Source organism: Pseudomaricurvus alkylphenolicus, from assembly GCF_011683955.1.
Lineage (GTDB): Bacteria > Pseudomonadota > Gammaproteobacteria > Pseudomonadales > Cellvibrionaceae > Pseudomaricurvus > Pseudomaricurvus alkylphenolicus.
On the sequence record NZ_JAAQPI010000039.1, the window covers coordinates 1 to 15,665 of the forward strand.

13 protein-coding genes and 1 pseudogene are annotated in these 15,665 nt (G+C 48.9%); 5 read left to right on the top strand and 9 right to left on the bottom strand.

Annotation, left to right across the window (positions count from 1 at the left end; genetic code table 11):
- Window positions 1–584: 584 nt before the first annotated feature.
- From HBA55_RS38295 to HBA55_RS36620, 3 genes and pseudogenes are all read right to left on the bottom strand, one after another.
- Window positions 585–905, bottom strand: a complete 321-nt coding sequence (locus HBA55_RS38295) for a DUF1330 domain-containing protein (protein ID WP_167001095.1) — start codon at window positions 903–905, stop codon at window positions 585–587.
- Between the two features lie 78 nt (window positions 906–983).
- Window positions 984–1,832: a crotonase/enoyl-CoA hydratase family protein gene (locus HBA55_RS36615; protein WP_167001097.1), complete on the bottom strand. Its 849-nt coding sequence runs from the start codon at window positions 1,830–1,832 to the stop codon at window positions 984–986.
- A gap of 97 nt (window positions 1,833–1,929) precedes the next feature.
- Window positions 1,930–2,046, bottom strand: a pseudogene (locus tag HBA55_RS36620) (thiolase family protein); the annotation flags it as partial.
- Between the two features lie 146 nt (window positions 2,047–2,192).
- Between HBA55_RS36620 and HBA55_RS36625 the strand changes: the two are divergent.
- The 4 genes from HBA55_RS36625 to HBA55_RS36640 all read left to right on the top strand — a co-directional run bounded on the left by HBA55_RS36625 (window position 2,193) and on the right by HBA55_RS36640 (window position 6,908).
- On the top strand, window positions 2,193–2,774 hold the full coding sequence (locus HBA55_RS36625; protein WP_167001099.1) for a TetR/AcrR family transcriptional regulator: 582 nt from the start codon (window positions 2,193–2,195) through the stop codon (window positions 2,772–2,774).
- A gap of 87 nt (window positions 2,775–2,861) precedes the next feature.
- Window positions 2,862–3,641, top strand: a complete 780-nt coding sequence (locus HBA55_RS36630; RefSeq protein WP_167001101.1) for an enoyl-CoA hydratase/isomerase family protein — start codon at window positions 2,862–2,864, stop codon at window positions 3,639–3,641.
- A 39-nt stretch (window positions 3,642–3,680) separates the two neighbouring features.
- Entirely contained in the window at window positions 3,681–4,547 is an 867-nt protein-coding gene (locus tag HBA55_RS36635; RefSeq protein WP_167001103.1) for a haloalkane dehalogenase, read from the top strand.
- Window positions 4,548–4,850: 303 nt separating this feature from the next.
- Window positions 4,851–6,908, top strand: a complete 2,058-nt coding sequence (locus HBA55_RS36640; RefSeq protein WP_167001105.1) for an NADPH-dependent 2,4-dienoyl-CoA reductase — start codon at window positions 4,851–4,853, stop codon at window positions 6,906–6,908.
- A 365-nt stretch (window positions 6,909–7,273) separates the two neighbouring features.
- Here the strand turns inward: HBA55_RS36640 and HBA55_RS36645 are convergent, their stop codons facing one another.
- The 5 genes from HBA55_RS36645 to HBA55_RS36665 all read right to left on the bottom strand — a co-directional run bounded on the left by HBA55_RS36645 (window position 7,274) and on the right by HBA55_RS36665 (window position 14,201).
- Complete coding sequence (locus HBA55_RS36645; protein ID WP_167001107.1) at window positions 7,274–8,056, bottom strand: enoyl-CoA hydratase/isomerase family protein; 783 nt, start codon at window positions 8,054–8,056, stop codon at window positions 7,274–7,276.
- A 125-nt stretch (window positions 8,057–8,181) separates the two neighbouring features.
- Window positions 8,182–9,318 (bottom strand): CaiB/BaiF CoA transferase family protein, encoded by a 1,137-nt coding sequence (locus HBA55_RS36650; RefSeq protein WP_167001109.1) that lies wholly within the window; start codon window positions 9,316–9,318, stop codon window positions 8,182–8,184.
- Window positions 9,319–9,508: 190 nt separating this feature from the next.
- The gene (locus HBA55_RS36655; protein ID WP_338109510.1) at window positions 9,509–10,675 is read right to left on the bottom strand and encodes an acyl-CoA dehydrogenase family protein; all 1,167 of its coding nucleotides are present in this window, start codon (window positions 10,673–10,675) and stop codon (window positions 9,509–9,511) included.
- A 130-nt stretch (window positions 10,676–10,805) separates the two neighbouring features.
- Complete coding sequence (locus tag HBA55_RS36660; RefSeq protein ID WP_167001113.1) at window positions 10,806–12,950, bottom strand: 3-hydroxyacyl-CoA dehydrogenase NAD-binding domain-containing protein; 2,145 nt, start codon at window positions 12,948–12,950, stop codon at window positions 10,806–10,808.
- Window positions 12,951–12,992: 42 nt separating this feature from the next.
- Complete coding sequence (locus HBA55_RS36665) at window positions 12,993–14,201, bottom strand: acetyl-CoA C-acetyltransferase (protein ID WP_167001115.1); 1,209 nt, start codon at window positions 14,199–14,201, stop codon at window positions 12,993–12,995.
- 295 nt (window positions 14,202–14,496) lie between these two features.
- On the opposite strand from HBA55_RS36665, the gene HBA55_RS36670 reads away from it, so the two are divergent.
- Window positions 14,497–14,754, top strand: coding sequence for a hypothetical protein (locus HBA55_RS36670; protein ID WP_206020128.1), 258 nt, complete (start codon window positions 14,497–14,499; stop codon window positions 14,752–14,754).
- Window positions 14,755–15,273: 519 nt separating this feature from the next.
- On the opposite strand, the gene HBA55_RS36675 is transcribed toward HBA55_RS36670, so the two are convergent.
- A partial coding sequence (locus HBA55_RS36675) for an alpha/beta hydrolase fold domain-containing protein (protein ID WP_167001117.1) occupies window positions 15,274–15,665 on the bottom strand: 392 nt, incomplete at its 5' end.

Below are 15,665 nucleotides of genomic sequence, written 5' to 3' on the forward strand. Positions count from 1 at the left end.
GTCTGGAGAGGCTAGGAAGTGGGATTACATCAAAGAGGTCGAACTAAACCCGGATAACTCGGACCATGAGTGTGAGAAAGCAGCGTAAAAAATGAACTAATGGTGACATCTGTCTTGAAAAACGCCGTCATCAGATGCCCATGGAAGGCTAGCAATGGTAACGCCCACCCTCAACTTATCCTGTACGCTTGTGCTTGAAGAGGCATGCCCCACCATTGCAGTACCGAGAAATACAATCAATAATGTTAAATTCAGCAGCACTGCTCTATTCATAGCATTCTTTTACCTAGCAGGCTGTTGATTAGACGCGTACATTTCTACAGCTAAGGGACTGGTCAGCTAAGGGAGAACCAGGTTTTGTACTTGATTGGCTTTCTGTTCCTTCAATGATTTCTAGTATAGATAACTTTGAGAATATTAGTGACGGCCGTGCCCCTTTGACGTGTGCCAGCCGTGACTATTTTATTAGAGGAGGCCGATACGTGGCTTTTATAGAATGTTTGGTTTTAAAAGTGCATTAAGCTAGCTCCAATTTCGTTTATGCACTTTTCACCTTTTGTGCGCGATTCTTACAACCATGAATCTCAATCCTTTAACAGAGGCCTAAGATCTTCTAATTTATCAAACAAGTGCCAGATATAATTGCTTGTTCCATTTTCTCTATGAGGGTGCAAGTCAGAAAGCTTAGGGTCGTTACGGTAACTGTCGAAGGCTTCTTTTGACTCCCACTCCACCAGTATTAGTACAGTTCGCGGTGAAATATCCCCTTGAACAGATTCCCGAAATTTACCTAGCGACAGGACTCGCCCTCCATGCGACTGTACCTCTTTTACCGAGCGGCGTGAGTACTCGAGGTATTCGTCTTTACTGGAAATGTCAAATAGGTTTAATGCATATACGGCCATAGTATTCTCGCTTTCGTTGTGTAGATGATTTACTCTGTATAAAGCTCGATTCGAGGAAATGCCCCCCAACCTGGGGCATTAAGCAGCACCGAAAAGTTGGGTAGACATAGGGGCTAGATCCTGGAACTCCGGTGCACGCTTTTCAGCTTTGGCATTGAAGATTTCAACCATGTCTGTTTCCGGACGATGCATGCCAGCCTGCCAGACAGAAATATAATCCAGTGCATCGCGGATCGAATGATCACGAGCATAGTTCAACATAACTTTGGAACCATGGACGGCCAATGGAGACTTGGATGCAATCTCTGTCGCGATATCCATCACGCCATTGATCAGCTCTTCCTGCGTCGCATAGACCTGATTGACCAAACCGACCCGCAAGGCTTCATCCGCATACATGCGCCGACCGGTATAAGCCAATTCTTTAGCCAAGCCCTGCGGCAGCACATGGGCGATACGCGGGAAAGTCCCCGCATCGGCTGTCATGCCCAAATTGATTTCCGCGATACTGAAGAAGGCGTCTTCTGTGGCATAACGCATGTCGCAAGCGGTGACCAAATCGACAGCACCGCCAATGACACCACCCTGACAGGCTGCGAGAACCGGTATGCGGGCATCATCGAGACAGGAGAAGGTTTTCTGCAGAACCAGAATAAGTTCACGCACGTTCAATCTTTCACGACCATGTTCCAAATCTTTGTTGCTACCTTCACCATCCGTAAAGACAGACAGGTCCATGCCGCAACAGAAGTGTTTGCCTTCTGAACTGATCACAACAGCGCGAACATCACCGCCTGTTTCCAGGTCAGCCATAGTTTCTGGCAGTTCAATCCAGAACTCCTTGATCATGCTGTTCATTTTTTCCGGACGGTTCATATGAATGCGGGCAACGCCTTTATTCACTTCGACATTAAAACAAGTCGGCATCTCAAAATCTCCCCAATAGAAAATCTGAATGTGAATTCCTCAGCACAACTCGTGCTTTTAGAAACGGATATGCTCTTCTCTATGAGTGACAACTGAAGCCCATAGGTACACGAGACATACACTCAACACCATCGGCAACAGCCAGGTCTTCCCAGCCAGAGGCAATCTTCTGAGCAGCGATGTTTACGGCTTCCAGACCAGAGGCACAGAAAGAGTAACAATGATAGCCAAAGATCATTAATAACCACCGTATGTGCCACAGCCTACTAAAACTTGGTCGACCAATCAATATATTTGTTGTATGCTATCCCCGTCAATTAAAGACCGACTAGTCCATAACTTGATAATTAGTGAGATAGCATGGCCCGCCCAACAGAATTCGACCGACAAAAAGCCCTGCAAGCGGCCATGCACCTGTTCTGGCGACAAGGTTATACTGCCACCTCATTGCGGCAACTCCTGACTTCAATGGAAATCAGCCGTAGCAGCCTTTATACCGCCTTCGGTGATAAGCGCCAGCTTTTTATCGAAGCTCTGCATCTATTTTCTGATCGTACCTACGCGATTCTTGCCAAGGTGCGCAAGGAAACTAATCCCGCTACGGCAATTCGCTTGTTCTTTGCCGCCACCCTGTTTGAAGTACCCGTCAGACGTGTGCATCGCGGCTGCATGATGATTAACAGCGTACTGGAGTTGGCGGATGTTGATCAGGGGCTGAGCCAATTGGCCTCCCAACGATTAGCGGATATAGAAGATGCCTTTACTCAATGTTTTCAACAGGCTATCGATAGCGGCTTAATGAAAACCGAGAAGACCCCGAAACATCTGGCGCAATTTATTATGACGATTAATCAGGGCCTCCGAGTTGCAGCTCGCCAACAAGTCGACCCCAAAGAACTGGAAAATATTATTGATACCACCCTGCCGTTGTTAGGTATTTAAGCCTGCCGACGACAAACAACGCTTTACGTTAAAAGATAGATAAACCACCAACACACACCTAAAACAGTAAATTTGCAGGACCCCATCATGAGCTACGAACATCTGTCATTAGAAATCAACAACAGTATTGCCCACATCACTCTCAAGCGCATTGCCATGCACACTCCCTATATGAAAGAGCTACTGGATGTAGCCTTACGTTGTGACGAAAATGACGATGTCCGCGCTATTGTCATTAGCAGCGATCAGAAGCTTTTCTGCGCCGGCGGAGATTTGGCTTATCTGGCAGAAAGCGGTGGCAGCGCAGCCACAAAGCTGAAAGAAATGACCGTCTATCTGCACTCGGCAGTCTCCCTGTTTAACCGCATGGACAAACCTACCATCGCGGCGGTTCATAGTATGGCTGCCGGTGCTGGCATGAGTCTCGCAGCCCAATGTGACTTTGTCATTGCTGGCGAGAAAGCCGGCTTTATGGGTTCCTACACCGCCGCCGGTCTTTCGCCAGATGGCAGTTCTACCTACTTCCTGCCCCGCCTGATCGGTGATCGCCGCGCCAAAGAGATGCTGATAACCAATCGTAAAGTCAGTGCTCAGGAAGCGCTGGATTGGGGGCTGGTTAATCAGGTGGTAGAAGCCGGTACAGAGCTGGAAGCGGCCATGACATTGGCTAAGCAATTGGCTCAGGGACCCACAGCTTCTTTTGGTAGCGTCAAACAATTAATCGCCGCCTCTTCTACCGAAAGCCTGGAATCCCAAATGGCTTTAGAAGCTGAACTGATCGGAGAAAACTCCGTAGGTACCGATGGTCAGGAAGGTATCCGCGCCTTTGTTGAAAAGCGCAAAGCCGAATTCAAAGGTAAGCAATAACCGGTAGCACCCCCTCCCAAAACAAAGAGAGAAAATCTTATGTCCTACAGTAAAAAGTATCTGGAAATACAAGGTAAGAAGATCGCTTATATCGACGAAGGTGAAGGCGATCCGATTGTATTCCTGCACGGAAACCCGACCTCTTCTTACCTCTGGCGTGACGTTATGCCGGAACTCCAAGGTAAAGGTCGTTTAATCGCTCCGGATTTAATTGGCCAGGGAGACTCCGATAAACTCGATGCCAGTGAAGGCCCTGAGCGTTACAGCTTTCACGTTGCCTATAGCTATCTACAAGAGCTTCTGGAAGCGCTGGATGTTAAGCAAAACGTCACCCTGGTAATCCATGACTGGGGCAGCGCCCTGGGTTTCCACTGGGCCAATCAGCACCGCGATGCGGTACGTGGTATTGCCTATATGGAAGGCATTGTTATGCCGGTAGAGTGGGATGACTGGCCCGAAAGTGCTCGCGGTATTTTCCAGGGTTTCCGCTCCGCCAAAGGTGAAGACCTGATCTTAAACCGCAATATGTTTATCGAAGGGGTATTCCCAAGCGCCATCATCCGAAAACTAACCGAAGAAGAGATGAACGAGTACCGTCGTCCCTTCCTTGAAAAAGATGATCGTCAACCAACACTCAATTGGCCTCGCTCACTGCCCATTGGTGGTGAACCCGCAGACATTATCGAGCTCGTAAACGACTACGGCCAATGGCTAAGCGATTCACAAGTTCCCAAGCTGTTCGTCAATGCCGAACCTGGTTCCATGCTTATCGGTCGCCAGCGTGAGTTCTGTCGCAGCTGGCCCAATCAAACGGAAGTCACCGTAAAAGGGTTGCACTTTATTCAGGAAGATTCCGGGCCGGAAATTGGTCAAGCTGTTGCCAAATGGCTAGCCGCTCAAGACTAATGCATTCGCTAAATAAATGGCGCCTTACGGGCGCCATTTTAATCGAACATTTGCTGGTTTCGGTGAATATTTCTCAATTTTATTTGGCCGATCTGCAGGAGTGAACTTTTCGAGGAAATAGGCACAACCCCCAAAATAATGTCGCTTATTTTGCTGCTTGACAGAACTATTCCTCCACCTTAATTGGTCGGCCAATCGATCATTGATTGATCGACCAATTATTCATATAATATTCAACAATCTCAAAAAAACCGGGCTTTGTAAGCTTATCTGCATACTTATTAAGCCGTTTTAGGAGCAACCATGAGCCAAGCCGTTAATAAATACCCACATACCTTCGAGCCCCTCGATCTGGGTTTCACCCAGCTGAAAAACCGCGTTCTAATGGGTTCCATGCACACAGGCCTGGAAGATATGGGCGAGGCTGGCTATGAGAAAATGGCCACGTACTTTGCCGAGCGGGCCACAGGCGGTGTGGGCATGATTATGACCGGTGGTATTGCTCCCAACCCGGAAGGTATTGTGTCTGGAGCTTTTGAAGATTGCGATGGCAGCACGCTCTATCGAGAAGATCAGGTGGGTATGCACCGCATGGTCACCAACGCCGTTAAAACCGCCGATCCTGACTGTAAAATTTGCATGCAAATTCTCCACACCGGCCCTCTGGCAGGCATCCAGGATGCCGTTTCTCCCTCCGGTATTCGCTCTCGCATCAGCCCAATTACACCCAGGGAGATGGCCGAGGAAGATATTGAGAGAACGATCGCTGACTTCGCCAACTGCGCCAAACTAGCCCAACAGGCCGGTTACGATGGTGTCGAAATTATTGGTTCAGCGGGATACCTGATCAGTACCTTCCTGGTCGAAAAAACCAATAAGCGCACCGACCGCTGGGGTGGTAGCTACGAAAACCGTATGCGACTGGCCATTGAAGTTGTGAAACGTGTTCGCGAAGCGGTTGGGAATAAATTTATTGTCGTCTACCGTATCGCCGCGATGGAAATGATGGAGGACGGCAGCAGCTGGGATGAAGTGGTCACTCTGGGTAAAGAGATTGAAAAAGCTGGCGCCACCATTATCAGCACTCACTTTACCTGGCATGAATCGCGAGTTCCCACTATCGCAACCCGGGTTCCCCGCGCCGCCTTTGCCAGTGTTACCGGTCGCCTGCGTAAAGAACTGAACATCCCCATGATCACCAGCAACCGTATCAATACACCAGAAACGGCCGAAGATGTATTGAATAAAGGCTGGGCCGATATCGTTTCCATGGGCCGCCCTATGTTGGCGGACCCGGAATTTGTTAACAAAGCCGTCAGTGGCCGTGAAGATGAAATCAACACCTGTATCGGTTGTAACCAGGCCTGCCTGGATCATAATTTTCAGGGCAAACGCGTAAGCTGCCTGGTGAACCCACGCGCCTGCTATGAATCAGAAATTGAACTCTCGCCAACAGACAAGGTAAAGCAAATTGCTGTTGTGGGTGCAGGCCCCGCGGGTTTGTCATTCGCCATCAGTGCGGCTCAGCGCGGCCACAAAGTCGCCTTGTTTGAAGCATCCGGTGAAATCGGTGGCCACTTTAATCTGGCCAAGGTCATTCCCGGAAAAGAAGAATTCCACGAGACCATTCGCTACTACAACCGCCAGATCGAATTGCACAATGTCGACCTGCGTTTAAACACGCGAGTCAACAGTGAGGACTTGCAAGACTTTGATGAGGTCGTGATCGCTACCGGTATCAAACCACGAATACCCGCCATTGACGGTATTGATCACTCCAACGTCTTTACCTATCAGGAAGCCATCCAACACCCTGAACGAATAGGGAAACGTGTAGCTATTGTGGGTGCCGGCGGTATTGGTTTTGATGTAGCCGAATTACTTTCCCATGCCGGTGTTTCCGCCAGTTTGGATGTGAATGTGTTTGCTCGCGAATGGGGTATCGACTTCAACAATCACCCCCGCGGCGGTGTACAAGGCGTTACCCCACATGTAGAAACCAGCGATCGTGAACTCTACCTGTTACAACGTAAAGATACACGAGTGGGTAAAACGCTGGGGACAACCACCGGCTGGGCCCACAAAATCAGCCTGGATCGTAAAGGTGTGAATATGATGGCTGGCGTTCAGTACGACAAGATCGATGATCAGGGTTTACATATCCAGCATCAAGATGAAATCAAAGTACTTGAAGTCGATTCCGTTGTGATCTGCGCCGGGCAGGAATCGGATAATGAACTCTATAACGCGGTTAATGCTCAGCGCGATAATGTTCACCTGATTGGTGGTGCGGAACTGGCCACCGAGATTGATGCCAAGCGGGCGATTGATCAGGGCTTCCGATTGGCAGCCGCTATTTAACATCTCTCAAAAAAGGCGCCCCATCAAGGCAATGCAGCTCACTTAAATCAATCCGTCATTCCCGTGAAAACGGGAATCCAATATTCCGACTACTTTTCAAAATGGGTCCCCGCTTTTGCGGGGATGACTTTGTAGGGGGCTTCCCTGAAATGAACAGCATTCCCCATCCGGGGCGTTTTTTATTGTTTGGGATTTATGACTGCCAAATCACCTGGTCACTAAAGCCCTGCTCTAACAATTCCGCAATCAGCCTTTTACTCTCCCCCATAATTTATAGCAATAGAGCTTTCTCTTTATCTGCCAAATAGCAGATAAGGAGTTCAGAATTACTTACCGACTTTACTTATCGGCTTTATTTATCGACGTTATTTACCGATAAAGACCGGCTTTTTCTTTTCGAAGAAAGCCATCACAGCGCTCTGGCTATCTTGGCTGGTTGTGCAAGCAATCTGTAATTTGGCTTCCAATCCCAGCATCTCTTCGAAAGTCGAGGTATGAACCTGACGCATAATTTGTTTACCAAATTTCTGCGCCAAAGGTGCACCTTGTGCCAGAGCTTCAGCCCAGGCTTTAGTCGCCTCAATTAGCTGACCAGCTTCAGTAACTTTATTGACAATGCCGTACTGCAAGCATTCATCCGCCTGAATTCGGCCAGCTTCAAGGAACACCTGGTAAGCACGTTTGTAACCCATGGCTTCCACCAGGTAATGACTCATGCCACCATCGGGAACCAATGACAACCCGGCAAAAGGTACATACAAGAATGAACCTTCGGCCATAATGGCCAGGTCACAGCTCAGCGCAATACCAGTACCAATGCCAGCGCAAGCTCCGTGAATCGAAGCAATATATGGCTTGCTGGATTCAGCAATGCCCATGATTATCGGCTTGTATTCTTCGATGATTTGATCTTCGATGGTTTCAAAGCCTGCCAGGCCTTCGGTTAGGTCAGTACCGGAGGAAAAACCTTTACCTTCTGCACGCAGTACAACAACGCGCACATCGTCGTTTGCCTCGGAAGCATCAATAACTTGCTTCATCTCATGACGCATTTTTTGGCTGAATGCGTTCATGGCCTTAGGGCGATTTAATGTAATGGTCGCTACGCGGTTTTCAACCGCGTAGGTAATCGTTTCAAATTCACTCATGTTGAGTACTCTCGCTTTTTTCGTTTATGTTACTGTCCCGTCTCTCTACCCTATCATTCTCGGATCTGTTGCTTAGGGGCTGTCTAACGCAGCCCTCTAATGTCTTAAATCCAGATATGTTTTTATCAGGTAAAAATACCGGCTTGATCCAGTGCTTCAATGGCGCTGTCATCAAAACCCCAATCGGCCAATACGGCTTTGGTATCCGCACCTTCAGCTGAAGGGGCAGCAGGTACAGCACACTCGGTACGGCTAAAGCGTGGAGCAGGTGCAGGCTGCATATCGCCATTGATTTCAACGTAGGTTTCGCGGGACTTATTGTGAGGGTGTTCAAGGGCTTCTTTAAAGTCGAGAATACCGGCGACACAGGCATCGCTACCTTCAAAAATATCTGCCCACTCATCACGGGTTTTCGATTTAAAGGTTTCTACCATAGTGGCTTTAATTTCGCCCCACTTATCAGAATTGTTTTGATCCTGAATAAAGCTCTCTGGCATACCGGCTTTTTGTACCATCTCGGCAAAGAACTGTGGCTCAATCGGGCCAACCGATACGTGCTTGCCATCAGCAGTTTCGTATGCGGCGTAGTAAGGTCGACCACCGTCCAACATGTTGGTTTCGCGGTTGGTATTCCAGGCACCCAGCTTGCTCATGGTGTAGAACATGCTCATCAAGTGGGCAGAGCCGTCGGTAATGGCAGCATCAATTACCTGACCTTTACCAGATTTTTGTACTTCTATCAGCGCCGACAAAATTCCCACAACCAGGAACAGACTACCGCCGGCAAAGTCACCGAGAATATTTAATGGCGGCACGGGACGCTCTTTGGTGCCAATGGCTGCTGCGGCCCCCGTCAGAGAGATATAATTCATGTCGTGGCCAGCAGAATGCGCCAGAGTACCGGTTTGGCCCCAGCCGGTCATGCGACCATAGATGATCTTCGGATTGCGTGCCATACAGACATCAGGACCAAAGCCTAAACGCTCGGCAACACCTGGGCGGTTACCTTCAAAGATAACGTCAGCTTGCTCAACCAGCTTCAGCAAGGTCTCAAGGCCTTCAGGTTTTCTCAAATCCAGTGCAATACTTTTCTTACCGCGGGAATTTACATCCATCGCAGAAGGCGATGCAATCGAGTTTGGCTTGGAAGCTCGCTCAACCACAATGATTTCAGCACCCAGATCAGCCATCAACTGACCGGCATAGGGGCCAGGGCCAATGCCCTTCATTTCAATAATTTTGATTCCTGCTAGAGGTCCCATAGCCTTCACCTTGGGTTAAGTAATTTGATTAGGTAAGTACTCAGAAACACCACCGCTAACAACGGCAACCTTTCCTGAAACATCCATTGTTAAATACTCTTTATTTCAAAAGACACTGGATACCCGCCTTGAGCCTGCCCCGCGAGTAACACGAGAGCTTTGGGTAAGCGGGTATGATGTGCTAATTTTTTTAATCTAAGTTGCTGGTGTAGTTTTCTGAGAAAATGTCACGGCTGATAATCAGCTTCATAATCTCGGAAGAACCCGCATAAATGCGATTGACACGTGCATCGGTGAACATGTCACAGATGGGGTACTCTTTCATATAACCCGCACCACCATGCAGCTGCACACCCAGATCCAGCATCTTCCACTCAATCTCGGAGGTTTGCAGCTTGGCTTTAGCCGCCATATTACCGGTCAGCTTGCCTTCGTTATGTCGCGCAACCAGGGCATCAACAAAGATTTCCAGCACTTCAATCTCGGCATCCATTTCAGCCATTTTGAACTGCGTATTTTGCATATCGGACAAAGGCTTACCAAACACCTTACGTTCCATCACAAAATCACGAGTCAAGTTAAACGCACGACGGGCGTTGGCGATGTAGGATGTAGCACCAATCAAACGTTCCTCAGCCAAGCCTTGCATCAGGTGGAAGAAACCATGACCAGGCTCGCCCAAGATATTTTCTTTAGGAATGATAACGTTATTGAAGAACAACTCCGCCGTGTCCTGCGCTTTCAAACCCATCTTGTTGAGGTTACGACCGCGCTCAAAACCTTCCATGCCACGTTCAACTACACACAGGGTCATGGCGTGCGGGTTGTTATCCGGATCTGATTTAGCGGCCACAACCACCAGGTCGGCATTAATACCGTTGGAAATATAGGTTTTGGAACCATTAAGAACGTAGTGGTCGCCTTCTTCTTTAATGGTAGAGCGCATACCCGCCAGGTCACTACCGGCATCCGCTTCAGTCATGGCGACAGCCAGGATTTTTTTACCGGAAGCACAGTCAGGCAACCAACGCTGCTTTTGTTCATCATTACCGAAGTTGTCAATATAAGGGCCAACCAAGCGGCTGTGCAAAGTTGCATACCACTCGCAAGCACCGGCACGGTGAATTTCTTCGATAATGATTTGCTCGTAGCGGAAATCACGATCACCCAGACCACCGTACTGCTCATCCGGCCAGATCATCAGGAAGCCCTGCTCACCGGCTTTTTCGAAAGCTTCGCGGTCTACGATGTTTTGCTCACGCCACTTCTCAATATTTGGAGCAATTTCAGTTTCAAGAAACTTTCGATAAGCACCCCGAAACATATTTTGTTCTTCAGTAAAATTACGCATTATCACACTCCCTTCCCCTCGTCATTCCCGTGTACCCAAAGCACTCGCGCAGCTCGCGGGGCAGGCCTAAAACGGGAAGCCATATTCAGTAGATGGAGCCCCGTTTTCGTGAGGATGACGTTTAATGGAAAATTAATTATTGGAAAGTTTCGCCAGCAGCGATTTTACCAGCAACGATGGCTGGACACTCAAAACGCTCACCGTATTTGGCTGCCAATTCACCACAACGTGCTTGGAATTTCTCTAAGCCATAGGTATTAACGAACTGGATGAAACCACCGGTCCATACAGGCGCACCGATACCCATGATGGAACCGATGTTGCCGTCAGCTACGCTGCGCAGAACATTGGTTTCCAGACACTTCAGGGTTTCGATAACCTGACGGAACAGGATACGATCTTTGATATCTTCATCGCTGATGTCGTAATCGGCATTGAAGTATTTCTCTACCAATGGCTGCCAAATGGTTTTGCCACCGTCAGAGTACTCGTAGAAACCACCACCGTGGTGGCGACCACCGCGACCGTTCTGAGAAATCATAAAGTCGATGATTTCTTGCTGCGATTCGGTTGGACCAAACTTGCCGTAAACACCCATTTCTTTTTGGGTTTCAGCCACTTTTCGAGTCAGTTCAATACTCACTTCATCCTGTACAGACAGAGGTCCTACAGGCATGCCAAGCGCTTTACCCAGGTTGTCGATGCGAACAGGGTGAGCACCGTCTTGCAGGATGCGAACACCTTCATCCATAAAGGTGCCGAAAGTACGCGAGGTGTAGAAGGCCAAAGAATCGTTAACAACGATTGGGGTCTTCTTGATTTGTCGGGTGTAATCGAACGCTTTGGCCAGGGCCACGTCACTGGTCTTTTCACCACAGATGATTTCAACCAGAGGCATTTTATCTACAGGCGAGAAGAAGTGAATGCCGATAAAGTTCTCTGGTTTCTCAGAAGCTTCTGCCAACTGGGTGATAGGCAGGGTGGAGGTGTTAGAACCCCAAACACCGCCTTCAGCCAAGTACTTCTCTGTGCTGGCAGTGATCTTGTTTTTCAGTTCGATATTTTCGAACACGGCTTCAATGATCAGGTCACAACCTTGCAGATCAGCATCGTCAGCCGTTGGTTTGATCAGCGCCAGAATGTCAGATTTCTTCTCTTCGGTCATACGACCTTTAGAAACACGCTTAGCCAGCAGTTTCTCTGTGTAAGCTTTACCCTTCTCCGCGGCTTCAACGGAGATGTCTTTCAGGACAACTTCGATACCGACCATGGCAGAAGAGTAAGCAATCCCCTGGCCCATCATGCCGGCACCCAAAACACCAACTTTCTTGGTCAGCTGAGGCGCAACATCTTTCGGACGACACGCACCACCGTTAACTTTATTCATCTGGAAGAAGAAGGTACTGATCATGTTCTTGGCTTCTGGGGTGTTCACCAGATATGTCAGTCCGCGACTTTCGATTGTCATTGCCGTTTCGAAGTTCAGACGTGCTGCTTCAATGGCACAATCCAGAATTTGCTCAGGTGCAGGCAACAGACCACGGGTCTTTTGCGCCAGCATCGCTGGAGCGCCCGTAATAACCTGAGTCAGCTTAGGTGAGTTGGCGTTACCGCCAGGAATCTTAAAGCCTTTAACATCCCAAGGCTGAACAGCAGCCGCTTCGTTACCTTTTTGCTCCAGGATATAAGCTTTAGCGCGTGGTATCAGCTCTTCAATAGTCTCAACTGTTTCGTGAATCATGCCAGCCTTGAGGGCTTTAGCGGGAACCACTTTCTTACCTTCAAGCAAGAATGGCAGCGCGTTTTGCAGACCCAGCAGGTTTACCATGCGCACAACACCACCACCGCCCGGCAACAGACCCAGGGTTACTTCTGGCAGACCGATTTGTACGGACTTGTGGTTGTAAGCGATACGGTAGTTGGTCGACAGGCAGATTTCGAAACCACCGCCCAGTGCCGCACCATTAATAGCAGATACAACCGGTACAGGCAGTTTTTCCAAACGACGCATGTCGGCTTTCATATCTTCCAGAGTATTGAAGAATTCTTTTTTCTGCTCTGAGGTTGTCGCCAACAGGCTGTTCAGATCACCACCAGCGAAGAAGGTTTTCTTGGCAGAGGCAATAACAACACCGGTCAGGCCATCTTCTTTTTCCAGCTTATCAACCATCTCTTTCCACAGAGGGTTGAACTCGGCACTCATAGAGTTAACCGGGCCGTTCATGTCCATAGTAACGGTTACGATACCGTCAGCATCTTTTTCGTAATTAAATCCGCTCATTGTCTTTTTCCTAAATTCTGTATTCGTTCGTTAAGGCTCGGCTTAAACGCGCTCAATGATGGTAGAAATACCCATACCACCGCCCACACACAGAGACAGCATGGCGCGCTTGGCACCGCGACGCTCCAGCTCGTCCAGCATGGTGCTTACCAGCATGGCACCAGTTGCACCCAGTGGGTGACCCATAGCAATCGCACCACCGTTAACGTTGGTTACTTCGTGGCTGATATCCAGGTCTTTCATGTAACGCATGGCAACAGAAGCGAAGGCTTCGTTGATTTCCCACAGATCAATGTCGGAAGGCTTCAGGCCAGCTTTGTCCAGGGCTTTCTTGGCAGCAGGACCAGGGCCAGTCAGCATGATGATTGGGCAGTTGGCCAGAACCGCAGTAGACACAATACGACCACGTGGCGTCAGGCCCAGATCTTTACCGGCTTTCTCACTACCGATCAGTACCGCAGAGGCGCCATCAACAATACCGGAGGAGTTACCTGGGGTATGCACGTGGTTCACTTTTTCCAGGGTGTTGTATTTCTTCAGAATGATATCGTCAAAACCGAAGCTGCCCATCATTTCGAAAGACGCTTTCAGGTTACCCAGGCCTTCCATCGTGGTGTCTGGCTTGATGAAGTCATCTTTTTCTAAAATAGTTAAACCGTTCTTGTCTGTTACAGGCAAAACAGACTTGTCGAACCAACCGTTGTCACGGGCGTTGGTTGCACGCTTTTGAGATTCCAGCGCGTAGGCATCTACGTCTTCACGGCTCCAACCTTCCAGGCTGGCAATCACATCGGCGCCAATACCCTGAGGTACGAAGCCAGTCTTCAGTGAGAAAGCAGCATCGCCACCCATAGCACCACCGTTGGAGCCCATAGGTACACGAGACATACACTCAACACCACCGGCAACAACCAGGTCTTCCCAGCCAGATGCAATCTTCTGAGCGGCCATGTTTACAGCTTCCAGACCAGAGGCACAGAAACGGTCCAGCTGAACACCAGCAACAGACTCATCCCAATCGGCATTCTGAACAATCATCTTGGCTACATCGGAACCCTGCTCACCAACGGGAGTTACACAGCCCATAACAACGTCGTCAACGTAAGAAGTATCCAGATCGTGACGCGCCTGCAGGCCTTTAAGCAGACCAGCACCCAGATCGATGGGTTTAACTTCGTGCAAGCTACCGTCTTTTTTACCCTTACTGCGCGGGGTACGCACGGCGTCGTAGATATAAGCGTGATTTGTCATCTTTTGCCTCTTCTGTAGTTATTGAGAGAATTATTACAGTTCTGTCTTAAATCTCTCATCCGTCATTAAAGTTACAACGATAACCAAAGATCATTAATAACCATCGTATGTGCCACACCTTACCCTAACTTGGTCGACCAATCAAATAGAGATCGGCTAGTCCATAACTTGATAATTAGTGAGATAGCATGGCCCGCCCAAAAGAATTCGACCGACAAAAAGCCCTGCAAGCGGCCATGCACCTGTTCTGGCGACAAGGTTATATGCCACCTCATTGCGGCAACTCCTGACTTCAATGGAAATCAGTCGTAGCAGCCTTTATGCCGCCTTCGGTGATAAGCGCCAGCTTTTTATCGAAGCTCTGCATCTATTTTCTGATCGTACCTACACGATTCTTGCCAAGGTGCGCAAGGAAACTAATCCGGCTATAGCGATTCGCCTGTTCTTTGCCGCCACCCTGTTTGGAGCCCATCATGAGCTACGAACATCTGTCATTAGAAATCAACAACAGTATTGCCCACATCACCCTCAAGATTTTATAAATGTGTTTTGAAGGGCTATCCAACTCTAAGCGTTGTTTGGTAGCGGATAGTTTCTTGACATCCTCAGTGATGTTGATGGACGGGTTTTGCGTATTGCCGCAGTTACATGTATCGACATCCATTTATGACGATGTAGAAGAAGAATAGGAAGAGTTCTTAAGCTTTACATCCTGGCACGGCTGTTCGCCCCGGGAGTATCGAAACAGATAACTAGAGGTCACTTTCATAGGGAAGTGATTGCCACCAAGGGAAAAACTCCGGCATATTTTCCAATACTTTATCCGGATAATCAGGTGGCCGTTTCTCCAGGAAACTGGCAACTCCCTCACGCGCGTCAGCGGATTGCGCTCGACTGAAGATGCCCCGGCGCGTGAACAGACCGCACCAAGCCTCCGTTTAACGCCTCTTGCGCCCCGAAGATTCGACCGGTCATACACCATTCCAGCGTCTGAGAGCGACCCAACACAACATGACCTAGTAGGTCATGTTGTGTTGGGTCTCATCTATCCGGCCTAAAAAAAGCCTGAAGATTAGCTCACGTATCGATCATAAAAATCCGCATAACTGTCAAAGGTAAAATCGCGCGCATCTTTACTGACCTTGGTATTCGGACTCAGGAATTCAAAAGCGTGAAAGCAGCCGTCATAGAGCTTAAAAGCAACATCCACGCTTTCTTGCTTAAGTGCCTCTACGTAGTCGAGCGTCTCCTGGTAGAAGGGCTCCAACGAACCGACAAAGGTAATGGTGGGAGGCAATCCGCGATAATCCGTATTCCGGGCTGGTGCCGCGTAGGCAGGAATGTCAACGCCCTGCTTGTGAAGGTCCGACAGGTAGGCACCCCACCCCATTTTATTCATCGCGGTATCCCACACCGGAGTCTTGATATAACGATCCGGGTCTGCGGGTTGAAGGTCGTCGATCA

What these genes read in the sequence shown, in the direction of transcription:
- HBA55_RS36645 (WP_167001107.1), bottom strand. Translation starts at nt 8,056, where the DNA reads ATGAGTGAATTTGAAACGATTACCTACGCGGTTGAAAACCGCGTAGCG.
- HBA55_RS36635 (WP_167001103.1), top strand. Translation starts at nt 3,681, where the DNA reads ATGTCCTACAGTAAAAAGTATCTGGAAATACAAGGTAAGAAGATCGCT.
- HBA55_RS38295 (WP_167001095.1), bottom strand. Translation starts at nt 905, where the DNA reads ATGGCCGTATATGCATTAAACCTATTTGACATTTCCAGTAAAGACGAA.
- HBA55_RS36640 (WP_167001105.1), top strand. Translation starts at nt 4,851, where the DNA reads ATGAGCCAAGCCGTTAATAAATACCCACATACCTTCGAGCCCCTCGAT.
- HBA55_RS36650 (WP_167001109.1), bottom strand. Translation starts at nt 9,318, where the DNA reads ATGGGACCTCTAGCAGGAATCAAAATTATTGAAATGAAGGGCATTGGC.
- HBA55_RS36615 (WP_167001097.1), bottom strand. Translation starts at nt 1,832, where the DNA reads ATGCCGACTTGTTTTAATGTCGAAGTGAATAAAGGCGTTGCCCGCATT.
- HBA55_RS36630 (WP_167001101.1), top strand. Translation starts at nt 2,862, where the DNA reads ATGAGCTACGAACATCTGTCATTAGAAATCAACAACAGTATTGCCCAC.
- HBA55_RS36625 (WP_167001099.1), top strand. Translation starts at nt 2,193, where the DNA reads ATGGCCCGCCCAACAGAATTCGACCGACAAAAAGCCCTGCAAGCGGCC.
- HBA55_RS36665 (WP_167001115.1), bottom strand. Translation starts at nt 14,201, where the DNA reads ATGACAAATCACGCTTATATCTACGACGCCGTGCGTACCCCGCGCAGT.
- HBA55_RS36660 (WP_167001113.1), bottom strand. Translation starts at nt 12,950, where the DNA reads ATGAGCGGATTTAATTACGAAAAAGATGCTGACGGTATCGTAACCGTT.
- HBA55_RS36670 (WP_206020128.1), top strand. Translation starts at nt 14,497, where the DNA reads ATGGAAATCAGTCGTAGCAGCCTTTATGCCGCCTTCGGTGATAAGCGC.